This window comes from Sorangium sp. So ce448, from assembly GCF_051520915.1.
Taxonomy (GTDB): Bacteria; Myxococcota_A; Polyangia; order Polyangiales; family Polyangiaceae; genus Sorangium; species Sorangium cellulosum_B.
Map to the genome: position 1 here is coordinate 11,482,775 of NZ_CP150343.1, position 20,413 is coordinate 11,503,187.

Below are 20,413 nucleotides of genomic sequence, written 5' to 3' on the forward strand. Positions count from 1 at the left end.
GGCGCGGCCAGGCGCCCTGGCCTCCGCGCCGCGAGGAGAGCGGGCCATGATCGAGCGAATCACCGTGCTCTATGACGCCGAGTGCGCGCTGTGCACGCGGTGCCGCCACTGGATGGAGCACCAGACGGCGCTTGTCGAGATGGAGTTCCTGCCCGCCGGCTCGCCCGAGGCGGCGGAGCGGTACGGGGCCGTGCCCTGGCTCGGCGAGGAGCTCGTCGTGATCAGCGATCGCGGCGAGGTCTGGGCCGGCCCCGCGGCCTTCATCGTGGCGCTCTGGGCGCTCGAGGGGTACCGCGAGTGGTCGTACCGGCTGAGCGGCGACACGCTTTCGAAGATGGCGGAGCGCTTCTTCCACGCGCTCTCGGGCAACAGGAAGTGGCTCGCGGGCTGGTTCGGCCACCCGTCCTGCGCGAGCGGCTCCTGCCGGCTGCCGGGAGCGCCGGCAGCAGGGCCCTACCGGTGAAGAGAGCTAGTTTCGCCCGCGAGAGGTCCCGCCAGGGATCCGGCGAGAGATTTCAACGCAAAGTCGCAAAGCCGCAAAGTCGCAGACGCTGCCCCTGACCGGGCCGTGTCCCCTGCTTTCGACCGTTGACAAGCGGCAAGCCATAAACTACAAATGTAGTTCTGTAGGAGGCGTTCCAGGAGCCTCTCCTGATGCGGAGACGCGTGAGGGCCCTGTCAGGAAGCGTGCGATGAAGAGGCGCTCGGCGGCGGCAGTTGCCGCAATCGCCACGCAGGTCTGAGCTCGCCCCGGACGGTTCGATTTAGAAGAGGAGTGCCATGGGAAAGAGCGTGCTCGATTGCAAGTTTCCCTCGACGTTGTTCGGCGGTGCGACGTTGTTGCTTCTTCTGGTGAGCGCTTGTGCGACGCAACCGTCCCCGGCGCCTGTGTCCGCTGACTCGAAGCTCCCGCCGAACGGGCCGGAGGCGACGGCGGTCGTTCGAACGCAGGAAACCGAGGGCGGCGCGGCTCCAGCGCCGGCGGCCAACGCCAACCAACTTGCCTCGCCTGCGGTGGAAACGCACCCGAATGCACGAGCTCCGGCGACGACCGCGCCAGGCTCCGCAGGAAGCGCGGAGCGCGCCCAGGAACCGAAAACTGCCCAGGGGATCTCGCGCACGCTGCTCGATCAGGCGGACTTGCAGGAGCTTCCCGGGTGGGAGACGCGGATGTACCTTATCGAGTATGCGCCCGGCGTCGCGGCGCCGCCGCACCACCACCCGGCGCCTGGCGTCGGGTACGTAGTGAGCGGCAGCTTCGACTCCGCCTTCGAGGGCGGCAAGACCATCGAGGTCCGCGAAGGGCAGAGCTTTCGGGACTTGCCGAACGTGCCCCACGTGATGTTCAAGAACACGAGCGCCACGAAGCCGCTCAAGTTCGTCATATCTTACGTGGTCCGGAAGGGCGCTCCAGTGCTGGTCGTCCCGTGACAACGCTTCGCATCGTCGCAACGCTCAGCTGAACGCGGCGAGATGGTCCGAGACGGCCGAGGCGTCGCCGGCGTCGGAGATCAGCGCGACGTAGCCGTCGGGGCGGATGAGCACGAGGGTGCGCTGCGTCGCGCCGTAGGCGCGGGCGAGGTGGCCAGCGGTGTCGGCGACGTCGTCGCGGCCCGCCGGCTGCCCGACGACATGGAGCATCCTCAGGTCGGAGGCTGAGGCCCCGATCGCAGGCGCGGGCCCGAAGCTCAGCAACGTGAAGCGCCCGCCGCGCGTCAGCTCGAACAGCCGGCGTTCACCTGCCACCGTGGTCAGCCTCGTCGCGTCGGGGGCGCGGTCGCCGGCGCGGAGCAGGGCAGCCTCGCCGCGGTCGTCGCGCGCCAGGGAAGAGCCGCGGTAGTGGATGTCGATCTGGGTGATGCTCGCATCGCGGCGGAGGGCGACGTCCTTCCGCTCGAGCACCTGCTGGAGGCGCGTGTTCGAGAGCGCGAGCACGCCGGCCGCGATCGGCCGCCGCTCGGCCTCGTAGCTGTCGAGCAATGCCGGCGAGGCGCCCTTCGCGACCGCCGCCAGCTTCCAGCCGAGGTTGTGCGCGTCCTGGATGCCCGTGTTCATCCCCTGGCCGCCGGCGGGCGAGTGGATGTGCGCCGCGTCGCCGGCGAGGAACACGCGACCTGCGCGATACCTGTCGACGAGGCGGACGTTCGCGCGCCACAGCGACGACCACGTCGGCTCGTGGAGCCGGAGGTCGGAGCGGCCGCTCCGCCGCTCGAGGATCGCCCGCAAGTTCGCGAGGCTGAGCTCGGGGTCCTGTCCCGGCGCGACGACGGCGTGAACCTGGAAGAGGTCGGTCGAGGGCAACGGGCAGAGGCCGACGGCGCCCTCCTCATGCCACCAGATGCGCCAGGCGGCGCGGTCGAGGCCGTCGACGCCGGCGTCGGCGACGATCATCCGCACTTCCTCGCGGGTCTCGCCCTCGAACGCGATGCCGGCCTGCTTGCGGACGACGCTGTGGCCGCCGTCGCAGCCGACCAGCCAGCGCGCGGCGACCGCCTCCGCCTCGCCGCCCTTGACGACCACCGCCGACACGCCTTCGTCGGACTGCTCGAAGCGCGCGAGCGCAGCACCGAACTCGACCGCGCCGCCGAGCTCCAGGAGCCGCAGCCGCAGCGCTTCCTCGGTGCGCCACTGGGGCGTGATCAGGCTCGCCGGATAGGGGATGTCGGAGCGACCCTTCAACGCCTCGGGGACGGCGCCGCCCAGCGTCTCCCGGCCGTCGGGAGCCGTGGAGAGGATCGGCATCGCCATCCGGCCGTGGGCGATCACGCGATCGACGATGCCGAGATCGTCGAAGACCTCGAGCGTGCGCGGCTGGATGCCCTTGCCGCGCGAGCCGGGCCGCGGGCCTGGGGCGGCCTCGATCAGGCGGAAGGACACGCCGCTGCGGGCGAGCTCGCAGGCCAGCGTCAGCCCGGTCGGGCCGGCGCCGACGATCAGCACTGCGCACGCCTCGGGACCCGCCATCGCCAGCCTCCGGTCGAAGAGAGTGATCCATCTCTTATCATCCGCGGCGTTGATAAGAAATGAAAATCTCTCTAAACGATCGGGGCCATGACGACAGGAACAGGAACGGGAGCGCCCCGCAGGCGACGCGGCGCGGAGCTCGAGGCCGATCTGCTCGACGCGACCTGGGAGGAGCTGGTCGAGGTCGGCTTCGCGAACCTGACCATGGACTCGGTCGCCGCGCGCGCTCGCACGGGGATCGCGGTCCTGTACCGTCGCTGGGCGAACAAGGACGAGCTGGTGCTCGCCGCCCTCCAGCACCGCCGGGACGCGAGCCCGGTCGCGGTCCCCGACACCGGCGCCCTGCGCAGCGACCTGCTCGCCCACCTGACGGCCCTGAGCGACGCCCTTGCCGGCTTCTTCGCCATCGCTGCGGCCGCCGCCTTCTCGGGGTTGCTGGCCGGCACCGGCCTGACCCCCTCGCAGGTGCGCGACAAGGTCATGGACACCCGGAAGCCGCGTGTCCGGGTCCCCTACCAGCGCGCCCACGACCGCGGTGAGATCGACCTCGAGCGCATCCCCTCCGCCGTGCTCGCCATGCCGTACGACCTCGTGCGGCACGACCTGCTCATGGATCTCAAGCCGCTGAAGCCCGCGCGCATCCAGTCCATCGTGGACGAGCTCTTCCTGCCCCTGGTGCAGAGCTTTGGAGCGCGCGAAGGCAATGCAGCACGTCGCGTCCGGCGTCGATGACGTACTGACGGGTCCACGAGAGCGCGGCGCGTGGAGCTCGTCGAGAACGCGGCTCTCGCCCGTACGGATCTCGATCAGCTCGTCGTCATCGACCGGTGTCTCTGGCGGGATTTGTGGCACGCGGAGCTACGGGAGCCACTGGCCCACCTCGGCGATGGCACGGGCGACCCCCACGATCGCCGCCGTCCCGCCCAGCCGTTGCAAGAGCGGAGAGAGCTCGGTGAGGCTGCCGTACCCCACCAGCATTCGAGGGAGCTCGTCCGTCCAGTCGTTGCCGAGCGTGTTGCAGATGACGCTGGCTGCATCGGTAAGGGCCATCCAGGGCGCGCAAGCCGAAAGGACGCGCAGCGCCTCCCGATCGCCATGGGCCCAGTATGCGGACATGACCTCTCGTACGGCCCTCTCGCGCATTTCCTCGGGGAGATCGGGCAAGATGCCTGCGAAGCTGACCATCCGCGATTCCCCTTCTCGGCTCTCCGCGAGGCGCCAAGCTTCGTCGGGCGAGAGGTCCGTGGGGCGAATCACCATGTCCCTCGACAGGTACTCGTCGACCTCGTCGTACGTCGCGCCCGCGCGGATCCGACGGGTGCGTTCGCGATTCGCCGCGCTCTGGTCCGTTGCCACGTGAGGGATCGGTCGGGGAAGGATCTCGTCAAGACCTGCGCATGCATCCGTTGCCCATCCCTGAACCAGCTGCCGTTCCGATCCTGTCAACACGGAGGCGAGCGTCACCAGAGCCTCGGCGCGCTCGCGCACGGCGCCCGTCAGCTTCTTCAGATCGACGGTTGGTTCTACATAAGGCTCCGTGCGATAGTCTTCTTCTTCGCGACTTCCCTCTTTCGCGAACAGAGCTCCTTCGGCCAAGGCGCACCGAACAACAGCGCAGAGCAGCGTTGACCGTTCTTGCTCGGCCAATCCAGCGCGCTCTGGACGGCAGAGTTCGATGAGTGCGTCCTCCGCGGCGTAGCGGGCGCGACGAGCGTCGGTGGTGAAGCCGACCAAGCCTCCGGGACGGCTCATCCAGATCCGGAGCCACTCGGGCGACACAAGTTTCATCAAGTCGGATACAGAGGTTGAGCGCCGCTTCATGTGAGCGCCCAGGTATTCCACGAGATAGGATGGCCACGCGTCGGGTGCGAGTTCTCCGCACGTAAGCGCAGCCAGCCCCTTCCCTATGAGAGCGTCTTCCGCGGATGCGACCTTGCCCGCTTCCATCGTCCAGTGCGCGCGGGTCGCGTCATCGCGGAAGGAATATTTTCCATCGTCGCTCAACTGGACAAGCCTATGAACCGCAGGCGGACCGTTCTCGAAAGCGCCAAGCTCGGTCGCATCCAAACCCACTGCCGAGACGAGATCATCGTTCGACACGGGAGCGAGCACCGTCCCAAGCGCATCGAAGAAGCGGACCAACGAGGGTTCCAGGTCGCCAGCTTTTTCAACGGTTCGCCGCGCCTGCGTCGTTCCTTCCGAAGAGTCGCTCTCGCCGGCAAGCAAGAAATGGCTCGTCTGCTCTGGAGACCAGGCGAGGCGTTCATGCAAACCTGGACCGCGCGCGGAAGAACTCTCCGGGCTGGTTGATACAATGATGTGTGCCCCATCGTAGGCTTCGCCCAAGAAGGGCATTCGCCTATGCGGCCATCCATCCGCTGCCCGTTCGATCCCGTCCACGATCACGAGCAACTGGGGACACTCCTCGTTAGGAACCGAGGAGACCCAGTCGACACACCGCAGTGCCATTCGGATTGACAACATCAGCTCCTCGGGGCTCCGCGGTCGACTGAAGACCGCCGTTGTTGAGCTCCGAAATAAGCCGAAGAACAATTTCAGCATGTCGCGTTCGACCGCGGTTCCGAAGCATGGGCTTACCGGCACGAAGATCACCTCGGCGGCCTTGCGCTCCACGATCGATAGAGCCCATCGCGCCAGGAGGGCCGTACGCGCCGCGGGATTGGTGCTGACGACCATCCCGCAGGGCGGCCCGCCGACAAGCCAGTCGTCGAGCTGCGTGAGCAACGGGAGGATGTCGGGCGAAGTCGGCCGAGCGCGGATCTCTTCCGCAATGGTCCGCCAGAACGAAGCAAGGCCGCGGTGTGATCGGGCATAGCCTCCCTCCGGGCCACGCAAGGAGTGGAGCGCATCTCGTCTCACGGCGAGCTCCTGACCGCCAGTCGAGTCGTCGAACCCATCCGCCCACGTACGTGTGCTCATCGAGCTCCCTGGAATACTTTCGCGGTTGCAGGATGATAGGTCGTCGCGCACCCGATGTGGACGCCCACCGCAACCCCGGCGACGCCCATCGAGCCCTGCCGCCCTCCGCCCGGGCGGCCCGCGGGCGGTCCCACGACCCGTGCACATCCGGCGGAGCGATGGCCGCGATGGCCGCAGCGCCAGTTCACTCTCACTGCAATCTCCGGAGGCGTCGCCACGGGACGCATCGCCTCCGGGAGAGCCGCTCGCGGTCCCCAGGAGAGCGCCTCGATGCGCTATTTGTCTGGTGAATGCCCCAGGATGCACCCACCAGCAGGCCAGGCGAGGTCACGCCCGCGGCGACGACCGAGGAGAAGGCGCCTGTGGTCCGGCGCGGCCTGCTGCGGGTGTTCCGTCTGCGCCTTGTTTACTCCGGCGACGACCTCCTGAACCCGCCGGTCACCTTCGCGCCGTCGCGAGGTGCGACGCCCATGGGGCGGGAGGTGCGGAGCGGCATCACCCTGCCCCGCGACGCTCGCGCATCGCGGCTCCACGCGACGCTCCACACAGACGCGCTCGGCCGGCTGCGGGTCGTCGATGAAAAGAGCCGCAACGGCACGCACGTGAACGGACGGCGCATCGACGAAGCGTTGCTGGACGACGGCGACGTGCTCTCCATCGGCGATTCGTACCTGGTGGTCCGCGCCGAAGCAGAGCCTCAGACCGACGCGCCGGTGCCATCGCTCCTCGGCGACGCTCCATCGATGTGCACGCTGCGTGCCGCTATCCACCGCGTCGGCCCCACCAGGGTCACGGTGCTGCTCCTCGCCGAGAGCGGCTGCGGCAAGGAGGTGGTGGCGCGTGCCGTGCACGACGCCAGCAAGCGACGAGGGCCGTTCGTGGCCGTGAACTGCAGCGCCATCCCCGAGGGCCTCGCCGAGAGCCAGCTGTTCGGTCACCTGGCCAACGCGTTCAGCGGGGCTGTGGCCCGCCCCGGGCTGTTCCGCGCCGCCGACGGGGGCACCCTCTTCCTGGATGAGGTCGGCGATCTCCCGCAGGGCGTGCAGCCCAAGCTCCTTCGCGTGCTGCAGGATCGCATGGTGCTCCCCGTCGGGGCGACAGCCCCGGTCGCCTGCGACGTCCGCATCGTCGCCGCGACGAACCGCGACCTCACGGCGGATATCGCGGCGCACCGCTTTCGCGGCGATCTCTTCGCGAGGCTCTCGGAGTTCCCGCTCGGGATCGCGCCGCTCCGCGAGCGGCGCGAGGACGTGCTGCCCCTGCTCGATCACGCGCTGGGCCGGCCCCGCCCGCGCATCAGCTCCGCGCTCGCGGAGGCACTGCTCCTGCATCCGTGGCCGTTCAATGTCCGTGAGTTGTTCGCTCTCGCCGCGCAGCTCCGCATTCGCGGCGGAGAGGCCGAGGTGCTGGATCTCGAGCTCGTGGCCGACCGGCTGGGCCCCGCGTCCGGCGAAGCGGCCGCAGCTTCGCAGGGAACCGCCAGCAGCCGGCGTCCTCTGCCGGACAGCGAGCCATCCAGCGACGAAGAAGCACGGGGCGAAGCCGACGAGAGGGAGCCTCCGCCCGGCCGGGAGCAGCTCGAGGAGTTGCTCCGGGCGCACCGCGGGGTGGTGGCGGACATCGCGCGGGCGACGCGCCGGTCGCGCAAGCAGATCTATCGCTGGATCTCCCATCACGGCCTCGACGTGCAGCGCTTCCGCGGGTGATGTGACACGCACCGCGAGCGCGTCGCCTCCGCCCCACCGATCCCGATGAATATTACAGCGTGGGCGGCATGCTGTGGCACGCCATGGCTGCCGCGCGCTAGTCCATCGATCCGTCTTCTTTCCCGCTCCGTTCGCCGGTATAGGGCTCTGCCGAGCAGCTCGACGCCATCGAGTCTGACCCGAGGCAATGCGTGGATTCACTCGTCGGATCGTGCATCGGCCAGTACCTCGTCGCCGAGGAGATCGGCCGTGGGGGGATGGGGATTGTTTTTCGGGCGGTCCACCAGGGCATCGGGCAGCTCGCGGCTGTCAAGGTGCTCTCCAGCCGCTTCGCTGACGATGCGAGCCACCTTCGTCGCTTCGAGAACGAGGCGCGCGCGCTGAGCCGTGTGGCTCACCCCGGCCTCGTGAAGATCTTCGATTTTGGCCAGACAACTCGGGGCGAGCCGTACATCCTCATGGAGTACCTTGAGGGCGAGCTGCTGCGCAGCCGCCTGGCACGCAGCAAGAAGCTCTCCCTCTCGGAGGTGCTTCAGATTGCCCGCCAGGCCGCCTCCGCGCTCGCGGCGGTCCACAAGAACGGGATCGTTCACCGCGACGTGAAGCCCTCGAACATGATGCTCGTCGCCGACGACGAGGCGCCGGGCGGAGAGCGCCTGAAGTTGCTCGACTTCGGCATCGCCCGGTTCGCCGGCGAGGGGGCCGATCTCACGGCCCCGGGCGCGGTACTCGGCACGGCCCTGTACATGTCGCCGGAGCAATGTGCTGGCGAGTCGCAGGTGGACGGCCGCGCGGACGTCTATGCCCTAGAGCGACAAACACATTGAAAACCATTTAATTCCGTCAGGTTACGCTGCCTGCTGTATCAGGCGCTGGGCCGCCTCGAGATTCTGGATCGCTGCTGCGCGCCGGAGGTCGAAGAGATTTCGCCTGGCGCCGATGTAGCGTGCAGTGTGGCCCTTCCGTGCCGCGATGTGGGCGAGCGCATGCTCCACAGCTACCCGCTGGCGGAGCACGGCGCGACCTGCCCCCGTTTGCTGCAGCTTCCGGAATTTGCGCTGCAGAGTCTCGTCCTTCGCGATGGACACGGTCCGCCCCCGTCCCGAGGCGGCTTGGGTGCATCTGGCTCGGAGGGGGCACGCGCCGCACTCCTCAGGATCGAACTGGACCGTGTCGCCTGGCTCGAATACCTCGACCTGTCCTGCCGGACAGGTGATCGTCTTGGTGCGCAGGTCGATCTTGAAGTCGCGCTTGCTGAACAGGTTGGGGTTGCGAGCACGCTGTCCCCAGGGCTTCGAGAACACCTGGCCACCATCGCGGATCACATCGCCGACGACGGGACTGTTCACATAGGCGCGATCGATGTGGAGCTCGCCGACGTGCAGCCGCTGACGCCGGATGTCCTCGGCGATCGGTGCAGCCCCCTCTTCTTCGGGGCGATTCGCTGGCGTGACCGCACAGGCGACGATGACGGGAAGGTCCAGGTCGCGTGCGATGTGTTCCTTGTAGCCATCGAACCTCTTCGAGCGGCTCTTTCTGCCGTGGCGCATCTCGGCGTCCTCAATGGATACACGGCGGTCGGCTGCAACACCTTGACGGATGCGAACGGTCCCATCCTCACCCGTTTCCAGGTCTTGGTCCCGAACCTGTGTGACCGCATCCAAGTAGAAGCGGAGCGGCTGCTCGACGACGTCGTCCAGATGGCGGTCCACCCACTGATGCAGCGACGAGACCTGCCGCTCCAGGATCTGAATCGCCGCCGCCTTCTGTTTCGGGTCGCTCCAATCGAGGTCGAGCCCCGCCTTGATGCTGGGCGCCAGCAGCAGCGGAATGCCCGCCTTGCGGCAGATCTCCTCGGGCGGGCGCTCCATGATCTTCGACACGACGCGAACGATGCTGCGTGCTGCATGGCCGAGCAGGTTGATCGTGTCCTCAACCCGCCCGGCTCCCGCTAAAGGGCGGCTATCGACGGCCACGCGCAGCGCTTTGGACACCGCACGCCTCTCGCCCTCCGTCATCGCGCCGGACCGAACGAGCGCCACGGTCCGCTCCAGCAGCACCCGGTCCATCTCATGCTCGACCATCCGCTCTCGGAACCCCTGCAGCGCGCCCTGCGAGAACGCGGGCGTGGCCGCCCCCAGGCAGCCGAGCACCATCTGCCAGCGAAGGTCGACGATCGACAGCTCCACCGCCTCGGCATCCGATGCACCGACGTAGCCCTGGAGCAGCGTGACCATGCACATCAGCGCCGGCGGATGCGGCGGCTCACCTGCGCCCGTGGTCCGGTACATGCTCTCGAGCTGCTCCTGGAACGTCTCGTCGAATAGCTCGTGCCGGTGCAGCCTGAGAAAGCCGAACAGGGCTCGCACCCGGGTCAACCGCTTCATGAGCGCCTGTTCCTGCCGCGACAGCTCCACCGGTGGCAACCATCGTTCCATCCGTGCACCTCCGGATGCGGACGAGATCATGGTCCGACGAGACCGTCGAGCGCTTCCGTCGAAGCGCTCGGGATTACCACAAAATCAAACTGATCGGTCCTCTAGGGGTCGTTCTCTACGAGCTCCTCGCCGGGAGGCCACCGTTCAGCGGCCACTCCGCCGAGGTCTTGCGCATGCACCTGTTCCAGGATGCGTGCCCGCTCGATGAGATCGCGCCGGAGATCCCTCTCGAACTATCGTTCTTGATCGGGCGCATGCTGGCGAAAGCGCCATCGCTGCGCCCAGATATGGTCCAGGTCGCCGAGGCCGTGCGCCGCGACGACCGCCACGGTGGTCGTGCGAGCGCGGCACCAGCAGCCGCATCGGAGCTGGAACGGCCGGGAGGTGCCGCCGAGCTTCAGGACGAAGCGGCCCTTCGGGCCCCGACCACCCAGCCGAAGACGCCGCTTCGGAGCAGCACGAAGGTTGTTCGCCACGCCGAACTTGCCCGCCCACGGGCTGCTCCATCGCCTCCCGCAGCCACAGGATCCCAGGCGCCGGAGCGTGAGGTAGTCCATGCCAGTCCAAATGGATCACAAGGGGATGCCACGCCGCACGCGCGGTGGAGGCGGCTGCGCGCCCTCGCTGCGAGCGCCCGCGCCATGCTACGCGCGACTCCAGGGAGGACCTCGAGGCAGAGGCGGAGGCTGCTCATCGTAGGAACTCTTGCATTTCTTGTATTGGTCGCGATCGCATTTTCAGGCCTGTTCCGTGATCGTAACAACGTGGTCTCTGGTCTGGCTCCAAGGAGCAATGACGCTTCCTCCCGCCTGGCTCCTGGGAGCAACAGCGACAATACTGCCGTGCATCTGTCCAACATGGTGCGGCTTCAGGGCGGCAAATTCCGGATGGGAAGCACGCTCGCCGAGATCGACGCCGAGTGCAGGCGCGTCGGGCCCCAGTGCCGCCGAGACCTGCTCGAGCGAGAGCAGCCGGTGCGAGAAGTGACTGTATCTCCCTTCTACATCGATGCGCACGAGACCACGAACGCAGAGTTCGCCGCCTGGCTCGATGCGAACGCGCCGGCGCTCGACATGAAGGAGGATCCGGAGCACCGCATCCAGCGCTACGTGCATGAGCGCGCGCGCGGCTATCGGCTGATCGATCTCTTCCCCGAGTATTCGGGGATCCTCTTGCTCCCGGAGAGGCGCTTCGTGCCCCGACCGGGCTACGAGAACAAGCCGGTCATCCAGGTGACCTGGGACGGCGCCTCGCTCTACTGCGGAGCCCGGGGGAAACGCCTCCCCACCGAAGCCGAGTGGGAGTTCGCCGCGCGTGGAACGACGGCGCGCAGGTTTCCGTGGGGCGAAGACCCGCCTCGCTGCGATGGGGTCGCCTTCGGCCGGTACGAGAAGGGCCTCTGCGAGAGGTCTCCGAAGGGCGAGCGTGACGTGGGCACGTCCCCGCAGGACAGGACGCCGGAGGGGATATGGGACCTCGGCGGCAACGCGGCGGAATGGGTGCAGGATCAGTTCTTGCTTCCGCATTATGACGCATGCGGCGATTGCATCGATCCGGTAGCAGAGAGGCCTGGTGTAACGCGCGAGGAGGACCTGCGCATACGCCGTGGCGGCTCGTGGCCGGCGTCCGATGTGCTGTCTCGCGGTGCGACGCGCGCCCGCAGCAAGCGCATCGAAGCCCGCTACGGGCTCGGGTTCCGCTGCGCCTCGCGGTGAAGCACCTTATCATGGGCGAGGCGACCAGGACGCGCCAGCGAGCGCAATGAACCACGAACCGATCGAGACAGGCACCGCCGCCTGGTGCCCTCGCCTGCAACAGTCCCTCAATCCTCGCGAGATTCGTGCAATCCACCCATACTGTTCCAGGAGCCAATGTTCATGCCGATTCGCAACACCATTACGACAGCCGCGCAGCCGACACAGTCCACGGCAGAACCAGCCAGCAGCGAGGTTACCCAAAGCGTTCCTTCCGCGTCGGGCAACGCTCTCCACCGCCTGCGGTGGAACCTCTTGGTGCTCGTCAACCATGCGATCAAGAACCTATCCGCCGCCGCGGTCGAGAATTTCACGGCTCCCGCCGGCACGAAGATAGCTTTTGAGGGGAAGATCGACCAAAACGCCTATGTGTACCTCGTGCAGGTCGCCGAGCCCAGTCGGACCGTCACGAGGTACCCGGCGGAAGGTGAGACCATTCAGGTCACGGCCGGCGAGGCCACGCGCATTCCAGCCGAGGGCTGGCTCGTCGTCCCGACCAAGGGGAGGATCTTCGCGTTCAGCTCGCCGAACCCCCTCAGCCACGAAGAGATCGTCGCCGCGCTCGACGGGCGCGAGCCGCCGCCTGGACCGGCGGGTGATCCCGACGCCAAACTCGCTAAGTTCGGCAAGTTCTCTGACCCCGGCATCGTGAAGGGTTCCCAGGGCCCGCTCGAGGGTCCGGAAAATGCTGGCGTCGCTTCAGCGAAAAAAGCCTGAACCGCGCAGGGCGGGTTGCAAGGACACTGTGATCGACGGTTGGCGGTTGGTTGCCTGAGCATAGCTCGGCAAGACCGCAGCCAGGCGCATGAGCCGCACGCGGGACGGCAGCAGAGCCTCGCACACGGAGCGCACGCGCGGCACGTCACCGCTCGTGGTCTGCGTATGGACGCGCCGGTCGCGCTCCCGCAAGTCGACGGGCCGACAGCGGCGATTCTTCAGGCGTTCCGCTCCCGGAAGTCGGCGAGGATCATGCTCCCGGTCCCCTCGATCCTCGCCGTGGGGGTCTGCAGGGAAAGCGACTGCTCGCGGCTCCATTGCTGGACGCCGCACGTGACGTAGTGATTCAGGTCATCCACGGTCACGAACCCCTTGCGACCGGCCCGATCGGCCGCGCCGCGGAGGCCCTCGAGCACGAACGAAGTGAACACGCCGAGCTTGGCTTCCGGGCGTTCCATCGCGATCTGCTGGGAAGTGCTGCCCGAGAGCACGGCGAGGCCCTCGGCGAGCTCGAAGGCATCATGGACGAAGGCAGGATCGAGGGAGGGACCGTCGAGCGCCCGGCCGAGATCGACCCCGGCATGACAGGCGTCGAGGAAGAGGATCTTGCGGCGGGCGGGGGACTCGAGGAGGATCTTCTTGATTCTGTTCACCGAGAGACATGTCTCGGAGAGCACCTGCTTGCCTGTGTCGCGAAAGAGGAGAACTGGTTTGCCCTTGTGCAGCGCGCCGTGACAGGAGAAGTGCACCAGGAGAAGGTCATTGGGATGCAGCCCGCTGGCGAGTAGGCTCAGCTCCTGCAAAACGCGGTTGCGCAGGGGTAGCATGGTGTCGTCCTCGACGTCGTCATGCATCACCTTCACCGTGGTGTAGCCCAGCTCGTTCTTGAGCGCGTTCCCGAGGGCGACGACGTCGTTGACGCAGAAACGCAGGTTGCCGATGCTGCGGTCATCGTAGCGGCCGACGCCGACGAGGAAGGCGTGGCGAGCGGCCACGAGACCGAGCACTTGCGCCTCCGCAGCGGCCATGGCGCGCTCCGCCTCTTCGTCTGCGGTGCGCTCTGCGTCATCGCCGCGGGCGTGAGCACGCTCTGAACGCACCGCCGTCACCTGCTGGGGCGCGGGCTGCTGGACCAGCTCGACCGCGCGCATCACCAGGGTACCTCCTTGGTTGCGCGCGGCCGGCGCCGACGGCGGCGCGAGCGAGGTCAGCGCCGACGGTGGCAGAGGCGCAGTAGGCGCCGAAGGTGGCGGGGTCGGGCTTGGCGCCGACGGCGGCGGGTACACGGCAACTGGCGTCACACCAGCGTGGTATGTGGCCGGCCTGGCTGCCGCGGCCTCGGCCGCGAGTTGCTCCGTGATCAGGGTCCGGAGCTCGTCGTGAAAGGGGCAGAACGTGTCCTCGGCGCCCGGAGCCGAGAATCGCTGGAGAAATGGGCGGGTGACGCGGAGGAAGGTGGCCGGGTGGAGACGGCCGCTCCAGCCGGTATGCGCGGCGATGTACGAGAGAGGGAGCGGTGACGGGGCGGCGCAGAGGAGGGCCAGGCTGCGCTTGACCAGCGCCTCCGGCTCGGCGGGCAGGCAGTTCACGTGTCTCCACAGCCTCACGAAGACGTCGCGCAGCGTGCGAGGGAGCGGATCGACGAGGCGGCGCTCAGGGGGCAACCGCCGCAGCCACTCGGCGAGCTCGACGGAATAGAGCATGTTGCCCTGGGCGCGCTGCACGGCCTGGTCCGCGACATAGGCCGGGAGCTGGAGCTCCCCGACGACGCCATCCCAGAAGGCACGGCACGCCGCGTGGTTCGAGGGGATCCACCGCGGGGCGTCGAGGTCGACGTGTGCCGGGGCGTAGCGCATGAACCAGTTGAGATTCGTGGTCGGACGCGAGGAAGCGAGCAGGACGACGCGCGGCGGGAGCGGAGCGGGGAGCAGGCGGGCAAGCTCGGAGTAGCCGTTCTCGTCTTCGGCTTCGTCGAGGTCATCGATGACGAGGAGGAGGCGCAAGGACTCCGGCTCCAGGACGCGCATCGAGATGCGCTCAACGAGATCGACGAGGCGGCGCTCGGGGCGCGCGTGCTCGTCCCGCATGTCGATGAAGCGGTCCTCGAGCTGGGTCGCGAGGGAGCGTGCGACGATCTCGGGCCGATCGAGCGCGCTGGTCCTCAGGAAATGGGAGGCGACGACCCAGCGCTCCTCGCCTCGCACGTTGCGCTCTACCTGCTCGGCCCAGCGGGCGAGATACCGGCTCGCGCCGGCGATCACGCCGCGCACGCGCTCCACCTCACAGGCCGAGGCGACGCGCTGAAGATAGCTGGCGAGGATCGCGCTCTTGCCGACGCCAGGGGTTCCCGTGACGAGGACCGAGGTCGCGCCTCTCCGGAAGAGCTCGTCGATCTCGTGGAGCACTTCGCCGCGGGCGAAGAGTCGAGGGTGGTGCTGGCGTTCGCCGCCGAGATTGACCCGATCGTCAGAGGTTCGATCGCCGTGCTGCATGGTCACGCTGCCTACGTGCTTCGAGTTCTGGACGGGTGTCAAGGGGCTACCCATGGGGTCTGCATCGTTCCTGGCTTTCGACATGGATCCTGAGTCCCCTTCATCAGCACCGAGCGCCGGTGCGCTCACGCGTCGGCCCGGGACGTATGCACGCCGAGAGCTGTGGCCAGGGGTCTCATTGCAGCCAGCGCGCCTGCGCCCCCCTGACGGCAGTCCGGCGGAGATCGCCGCTGGCGCACATGGGACCGCCCGCGGGCGGCCCGTGCGCGTCCGGACAGTCGATCGTGCAGGGCGCCGCGGCGAGCCTCCTGCTCCATCGGGCCGTGATTCGGGCTGCCACGGATCGGTCGCTATAAATAGCCCGGCCAGGCGGCCATGCTTCCCTCGCCTCGCCGCTTCCGGTGTGCGCGTCGGTCGCCGGCAGTCGGCATCCTGGGCCCGACGTCAAGATGTCTCTCGGGTGCGCGCGGGGTAGATACATCTCCTGCGTAGCGCCTGGTACGCCCCTTGCTCCATATACTCGTAGAGACGAGTTCTTTTGCCGATACAGCGGTCTCGCGCGTTCTACTCGAAGGGTCATGATCCGGTGTCCAACCCGCGGGCGTCGAGCCCTCGGGCATGGATGCTGTCCGCTTTTCTGGTCAAGATCGACTTCGGTGTGCAGAGGCGCGCGACCACAAATGGGACCGACATCTGTGTCCGGAGGCTCAGATCTGGCTCCAAGCCACCGTTTCAGCTCGGCACCCCCCAGACGTCCTGCAGTGACTATCCTTCAACATGGTGAGGTTTACATGATTATCATTGGATACGTCTGCCACGACACCAGCGATGGTGGCAAGTTCTGCGTCCCGATCTTCGCGGCCCTGGAGAGAAGGCCCACGCTGGGCCCCATCCCTGATCCAGAGCCGTGGTACGATTGGAAATTCAACGGCAGGGTGCATCCCGCAATTCGAACTCTCGCGACGCTGGGCACCATAGAGCTCCTCGCTCGCGATCTGAGCGACGACGTGAGGAGCCGCCTTGGCGCGGTGATCAACCAAGCGCAGCGTCACGCCATCGGTCAGCTGCCAAGCGGCGTCACGTTCACGGAAGAGCGCGCCACGATTGCGCGCGGCTGACTCTCGCTGAGACGGAAGTAGCGCCTGCGTCAGACATATCGGTAGGCAAAGCCCTCTCGACACACGTCCGTGCGGGACAGGAGATCCTTATGTCATTCGATGCACGCAATATAACTGGAGTATCGACACTGCTATTCGTCGTCACTGCATGCTCCGGCGCCGACGATTTCGAGCCATGGGAGGAAGACACTGCCTCCTCCGAGGAGGCCATCAGGTCCGGCACATACGAGGATCCATTCGGAACGACTTCGACCTCGACGTCCGCCAAGTCCGTCGTAATGGTGCCGGACTGCAGCGCCACCATCATCGACCCGGAATGGGTGCTGACGGCGAAGCACTGCGGTCTAGCGGTAGGGGCCCGAGCGACGAGCGTGCGCTCGTCGGGTAACGTGGCGCGCACGGTCGATCGCGTCGTCCATCATGCTTCGCTGGACGTGACGCTGGGCCACCTTTCGACGCCGTTCCTGGACGTGCCGCGCATGTCGCTCTACGACGACACCACCGCGTCCATCGCGGGTAAGATCGTCAAAGCCTACGGGTTTGGCGCCGTGGCGATGGGCGTCGAGTGTACCAGCAATGCGCAGTGCTCGGGAGGTGAGCACTGCAACTCGAATTGGAAACGCTGCATGCTGCCTACCTCGGAGGTCCCGCTGCGCAGCGCGTTGCTCGCCGTCTCCAGCGCAGGCTCGGCCACGTTAACACTTGCGGCCAACAGCATCGGCCAGATTACTCTGCCCGGCGATTCGGGCGGACCGAGCTTCTACGGCACGACCGGCACGAATATCGTGGGGGTGCACTCGGCGGGCGACGGCACCGTGGCCTGGGACGTAGCGGTGCCCGACTTCAGGGACTGGGCGCTCGCATCGATGAACCGAGCGTCGTCGCTGTGGAGCGGTAGCTTCTCGGACGCGAACGCCTGGGATCTGGTGGGCTCGTACATGACGCTTGACTATCCCGACGTGAACAACGACGGTCGGGCCGACGTTTGTGGCCGCGCCGCAGCAGGCATCGTTTGCGCGACGTCCACCGGAGCCACGTTCGGTGCAGCCACGACGTGGCAATCTTCCTACAGCGACGCGAACGGCTGGAAGGAGCCCAAGCATTACTCCACCATCCGCTTCCCGGATCTCAACAAGGACGGCCGCGCCGATGTGTGTGGTCGCGGCGGCAGCGGCATCTGGTGTGCAATATCCAGCGGGGCCGGCTTTGGAACCAGCACACAATGGGAAGGCTCGTTCAGTGACTCCAACGGCTGGGACACCCCCGAGTACTACAGCACCATCAGCTTTCCCGACGTGAACGCCGACGGGCGCGCCGACGTGTGCGGCCGCGGCAAGGGCGGCATCATATGCGCCACGTCCACCGGATCGGGGTTCACGGGCGTGGCTCTCTGGTCCTCGACATTCAGCGACTCGAACGGATGGACACAGCCGAAGTACTTCAGCACGATTCGGTTCGCTGACGTAAATGCCGACGGTCGAGACGACGTTTGCGGCCGCGGCAGCGACGGTATTTGGTGCGCCGTTTCGACGGGCGCGTCCTTCGGATCTGCGACAAAATGGTCGACCAACTTCACCGACGCATACGGCTGGGACATGGTGGACAACTACAGCACCATCCAGTTCGCCGACGTGAACGCCGACGGGCGCGATGACGTGTGCGGGCGCGGCGGTGCCAGCGTGCTGTGCGCGCTCTCCACGGGAGTGGGCTTTAACGCCCTGACCACGTACTCGACGCAGTTGCAGGATGCCTGGGGTGGTGACAAGCCGGAGTACTACCGCACGATGACGATCAAGGACATTGACAACGACCGCAGGGCGGACCTGTGCTTTCGTGGTATCCTGGGCGTGTACTGCTCGCCGTCAACCGGCAGCGCGTTCTCGAACAACCGTGTTTGGGCGAGCGACTACAGCGACGCCAACGGCTGGAACTCGGACGCCAGGTACTACCGCACCATCGACATGGTCGACGTCGACGGTGACCACCTGGCCGACGTCTGCGGGCGAGGCGGCCGCGGCGTGTATTGCGCTGTCGATTGAGAGCACCTGAGGCTCCGCACTCCGCGTCGGCGACGGGATCCCGCCCCGCGTCGCCGACGCCCCCAGGGATCCCGCCCCGCGTCGCCGACGCCCCCAGGGATCCCGCCCCGCGTCGCCGATGTGGCCTCTCGCCTCAGTGCACCCGCATCCCCGGCTTCGCCCCCGAGTCCGGCGACAGGAGATGCACCGTCTCGTCCCCCGCCGCGAGCACCATCCCCTCGCTGAGGCCGAACTTCATCTTCCGCGGCGCCAGGTTGGCGCACACGATGACGAGCCGCCCGATGAGATCTTCCGGCTTGTAATACGCCTTGATCCCGGCGAACACCGTCCTCCGCGCCTCCCCGCCGAGCGAGACGGTCAGCTTGAGCAGCTTCTTCGCCTCGGGCACGTGCTCCGCCGCGACGATGCGCGCGACGCGCAGGTCGACCTTGGTGAAATCGTCGATCGTACACTCCGGCGCGAGCGGCTCCTTGGCGAGCGCCGCGCCGTCGTCCTCCGCGGCCGCCCCCGCCGCGTGGTCCGCGACCGCCGGCGCGCCCGCCGCAGCAGCCGGCGCCGCCGCCTCCTCGGCAGGGCGGCCCTCCGCGATCATCTTCTCCACTGCGCCCGGCTCGACCCGCTTCATGAGGTGCTCATACGCGGCCACAGGCGTGCCCACAAGCGGCGTCTTCGCGAGCTCCCACCGGTCCATGGGGCACCCGAGCAGCCGCGCGACGTCGTCCGCCAGCTTCGGGAGCACCGGCGCCAGGTAGAGCACGATCTGCCGGAACAGGTTGAGCGCCACGGTGCAGACGGCCTGCAGCTCCGCCTTCTTCTCCGGCTGCTTCGCCAGCGCCCACGGCTGCATCCGGTCGACATACTCGTTCGCCCGGTCCGCCAGCGCCACGATGCTCCTCGTCGCCCGCGCATAGTCGAACGCCGCGTACGCCGCCCCGATCGCCTCGCCCTCCGCCGCGGCCGCCGCGAACAGCCCCCCGTCCTCGGGGTAAACCGCCGACAGCCCCGTCTGCGCCACGAAGCGCGACGACCGGCTCGCCAGGTTCACGACCTTGTTCACGAGCTCGGCGTTCACCTTGTTCACGAGCTCTTCCAGGTTCAGATCGATGTCGTCGACCTTCGAGCTCAGCTTGCTCGCGTAGTAATAACGGAGGTACGCCGGGTCGAGGTGCTTCAGGTACGTCGAGGCCAGCACGAAGGTGCCCTTGCTCTTCGACATCTTCTCTCCGTTCACGGTGAGGAACCCGTGCACCTGCACGCGCGACGGCAGCGAGAAGCGCGCGCTCTTCAGCATCGCCGGCCAGAAGAGCGTGTGGAAATACACGATGTCCTTCCCGATGACGTGGACGATCTCCGTCTCCTCGGATCGCCACCAGTCGTCGAACGCCTCGCTTTCCCGGGCGCACCACTCCTTGCTCGCCGCCATGTACCCTATCGGCGCGTCGAACCAGACATACCAGTAGTTCCCCGGCGCGTCGGGGATCTCGAACCCGAAGTACGGCGCGGGGCGCGATACGTCCCAGTCGCGGAGCGGCTCCGACAGGAAGTGTCCCGCGAGGTAGTTCGCGATCTCCTTCGGCATCCGCCCCTCGCCCTGCGTCCAGGTCGACAGGAACGGCCGCTCCGGCTCGATGGCCACCATGAGGTGCTGCGCGCTCCGCACCTCGGGCCGCGCGCCCGTGAGCGCGCTCCTCGGCTCGACGAGATCGGTCGCGGCGTAGGTCGAGCCGCACCGGTCGCAGCTATCGCCGTACTGGTCCGGCGCCGCGCACTTCGGGCAGGTGCCCTTGACGAAGCGATCCGCCAGGAACATGCCCTCCTGCGGATCGAAGAGCTGCGTGACCTCCTTCGTGGTCACCATGCCGCGCTCGCGCAGCGACGCCCAGATCTCCTCGCACAGCGCGCGGTTCGCGGGGGAGTTCGTGCTGCCGTAGTGGTCGAACCGGATCTGGAACGCCGCGAAATCGCGCTGGTGCGCCGCGCTCATGTCCGCGATGACGTCGGCCTCGCTCCGCCCCTCTTGCCGAGCGCGGATCATGATGGCCGTGCCGTGGGTGTCGTCGGCGCACAGGTAAATGCACCTCCGCCCGGTCATCCGCCAATAACGGGCAAAGATGTCGGTCTGGGTGTACTCGACGAGGTGGCCGATGTGGATGTGCCCGTTGGCGTAGGGCAGCGCGCTGGTGAGCAGGAGCCGTTTCATGCTGCGCTGGACTTTGCACGAAATCCCGGCCGGATGCGAGCGGCC

The 20,413-nt window shown here is 67.4% G+C and carries 14 protein-coding genes; 9 read left to right on the plus strand and 5 right to left on the minus strand.

Going from position 1 to position 20,413, the window contains the following annotated elements:
- The first annotated feature begins 46 nt into the window (after positions 1 to 46).
- The gene (locus WMF45_RS43385; protein WP_437712446.1) at positions 47 to 463 is read left to right on the plus strand and encodes a thiol-disulfide oxidoreductase DCC family protein; all 417 of its coding nucleotides are present in this window, start codon (positions 47 to 49) and stop codon (positions 461 to 463) included.
- Positions 464 to 1,170: 707 nt separating this feature from the next.
- Positions 1,171 to 1,431, plus strand: coding sequence for a cupin domain-containing protein (locus WMF45_RS43390; protein ID WP_437712447.1), 261 nt, complete (start codon positions 1,171 to 1,173; stop codon positions 1,429 to 1,431).
- Positions 1,432 to 1,455: 24 nt separating this feature from the next.
- Here the strand turns inward: WMF45_RS43390 and WMF45_RS43395 are convergent, their stop codons facing one another.
- Positions 1,456 to 2,964, minus strand: a complete 1,509-nt coding sequence (locus WMF45_RS43395; RefSeq protein ID WP_437712448.1) for an FAD-dependent oxidoreductase — start codon at positions 2,962 to 2,964, stop codon at positions 1,456 to 1,458.
- Between the two features lie 87 nt (positions 2,965 to 3,051).
- Between WMF45_RS43395 and WMF45_RS43400 the strand changes: the two genes are divergently transcribed.
- Positions 3,052 to 3,696 carry a TetR/AcrR family transcriptional regulator gene (locus WMF45_RS43400; RefSeq protein WP_437712449.1) on the plus strand — a complete coding sequence of 215 codons (645 nt, stop codon included), beginning with the start codon at positions 3,052 to 3,054 and terminating at the stop codon, positions 3,694 to 3,696.
- A 126-nt stretch (positions 3,697 to 3,822) separates the two neighbouring features.
- On the opposite strand, the gene WMF45_RS43405 is transcribed toward WMF45_RS43400, so the two are convergent.
- Positions 3,823 to 5,904, minus strand: a complete 2,082-nt coding sequence (locus WMF45_RS43405) for a hypothetical protein (protein ID WP_437712451.1) — start codon at positions 5,902 to 5,904, stop codon at positions 3,823 to 3,825.
- A gap of 290 nt (positions 5,905 to 6,194) precedes the next feature.
- Here WMF45_RS43405 and WMF45_RS43410 point away from each other — a divergent pair, with 290 nt between their 5' ends.
- Positions 6,195 to 7,610 (plus strand): sigma 54-interacting transcriptional regulator, encoded by a 1,416-nt coding sequence (locus tag WMF45_RS43410; protein WP_437712453.1) that lies wholly within the window; start codon positions 6,195 to 6,197, stop codon positions 7,608 to 7,610.
- Positions 7,611 to 7,801: 191 nt separating this feature from the next.
- A complete protein-coding gene (locus WMF45_RS43415; protein WP_437712455.1) occupies positions 7,802 to 8,437 on the plus strand; it encodes a serine/threonine-protein kinase in 636 nt (211 codons plus the stop codon).
- 21 nt (positions 8,438 to 8,458) lie between these two features.
- Here WMF45_RS43415 and WMF45_RS43420 read toward each other — a convergent pair whose 3' ends face one another.
- Positions 8,459 to 10,048 (minus strand): IS1182 family transposase, encoded by a 1,590-nt coding sequence (locus WMF45_RS43420; protein ID WP_437710910.1) that lies wholly within the window; start codon positions 10,046 to 10,048, stop codon positions 8,459 to 8,461.
- Between the two features lie 842 nt (positions 10,049 to 10,890).
- On the opposite strand from WMF45_RS43420, the gene WMF45_RS43425 reads away from it, so the two are divergent.
- Positions 10,891 to 11,763 (plus strand): formylglycine-generating enzyme family protein, encoded by an 873-nt coding sequence (locus WMF45_RS43425; RefSeq protein ID WP_437712457.1) that lies wholly within the window; start codon positions 10,891 to 10,893, stop codon positions 11,761 to 11,763.
- 156 nt (positions 11,764 to 11,919) lie between these two features.
- A complete protein-coding gene (locus tag WMF45_RS43430) occupies positions 11,920 to 12,519 on the plus strand; it encodes a hypothetical protein (RefSeq protein ID WP_437712459.1) in 600 nt (199 codons plus the stop codon).
- A 218-nt stretch (positions 12,520 to 12,737) separates the two neighbouring features.
- Here WMF45_RS43430 and WMF45_RS43435 read toward each other — a convergent pair whose 3' ends face one another.
- Positions 12,738 to 15,065 carry a caspase family protein gene (locus WMF45_RS43435; RefSeq protein ID WP_437712461.1) on the minus strand — a complete coding sequence of 776 codons (2,328 nt, stop codon included), beginning with the start codon at positions 15,063 to 15,065 and terminating at the stop codon, positions 12,738 to 12,740.
- Positions 15,066 to 15,772: 707 nt separating this feature from the next.
- On the opposite strand from WMF45_RS43435, the gene WMF45_RS43440 reads away from it, so the two are divergent.
- Positions 15,773 to 16,129: a hypothetical protein gene (locus WMF45_RS43440; RefSeq protein WP_437712462.1), complete on the plus strand. Its 357-nt coding sequence runs from the start codon at positions 15,773 to 15,775 to the stop codon at positions 16,127 to 16,129.
- Positions 16,130 to 16,218: 89 nt separating this feature from the next.
- Entirely contained in the window at positions 16,219 to 18,168 is a 1,950-nt protein-coding gene (locus tag WMF45_RS43445) for an FG-GAP-like repeat-containing protein (RefSeq protein ID WP_437712464.1), read from the plus strand.
- 133 nt (positions 18,169 to 18,301) lie between these two features.
- Here the strand turns inward: WMF45_RS43445 and metG are convergent, their stop codons facing one another.
- Positions 18,302 to 20,368 carry a methionine--tRNA ligase gene (metG, locus tag WMF45_RS43450; protein WP_437712466.1) on the minus strand — a complete coding sequence of 689 codons (2,067 nt, stop codon included), beginning with the start codon at positions 20,366 to 20,368 and terminating at the stop codon, positions 18,302 to 18,304.
- Positions 20,369 to 20,413 lie beyond the last annotated feature (45 nt).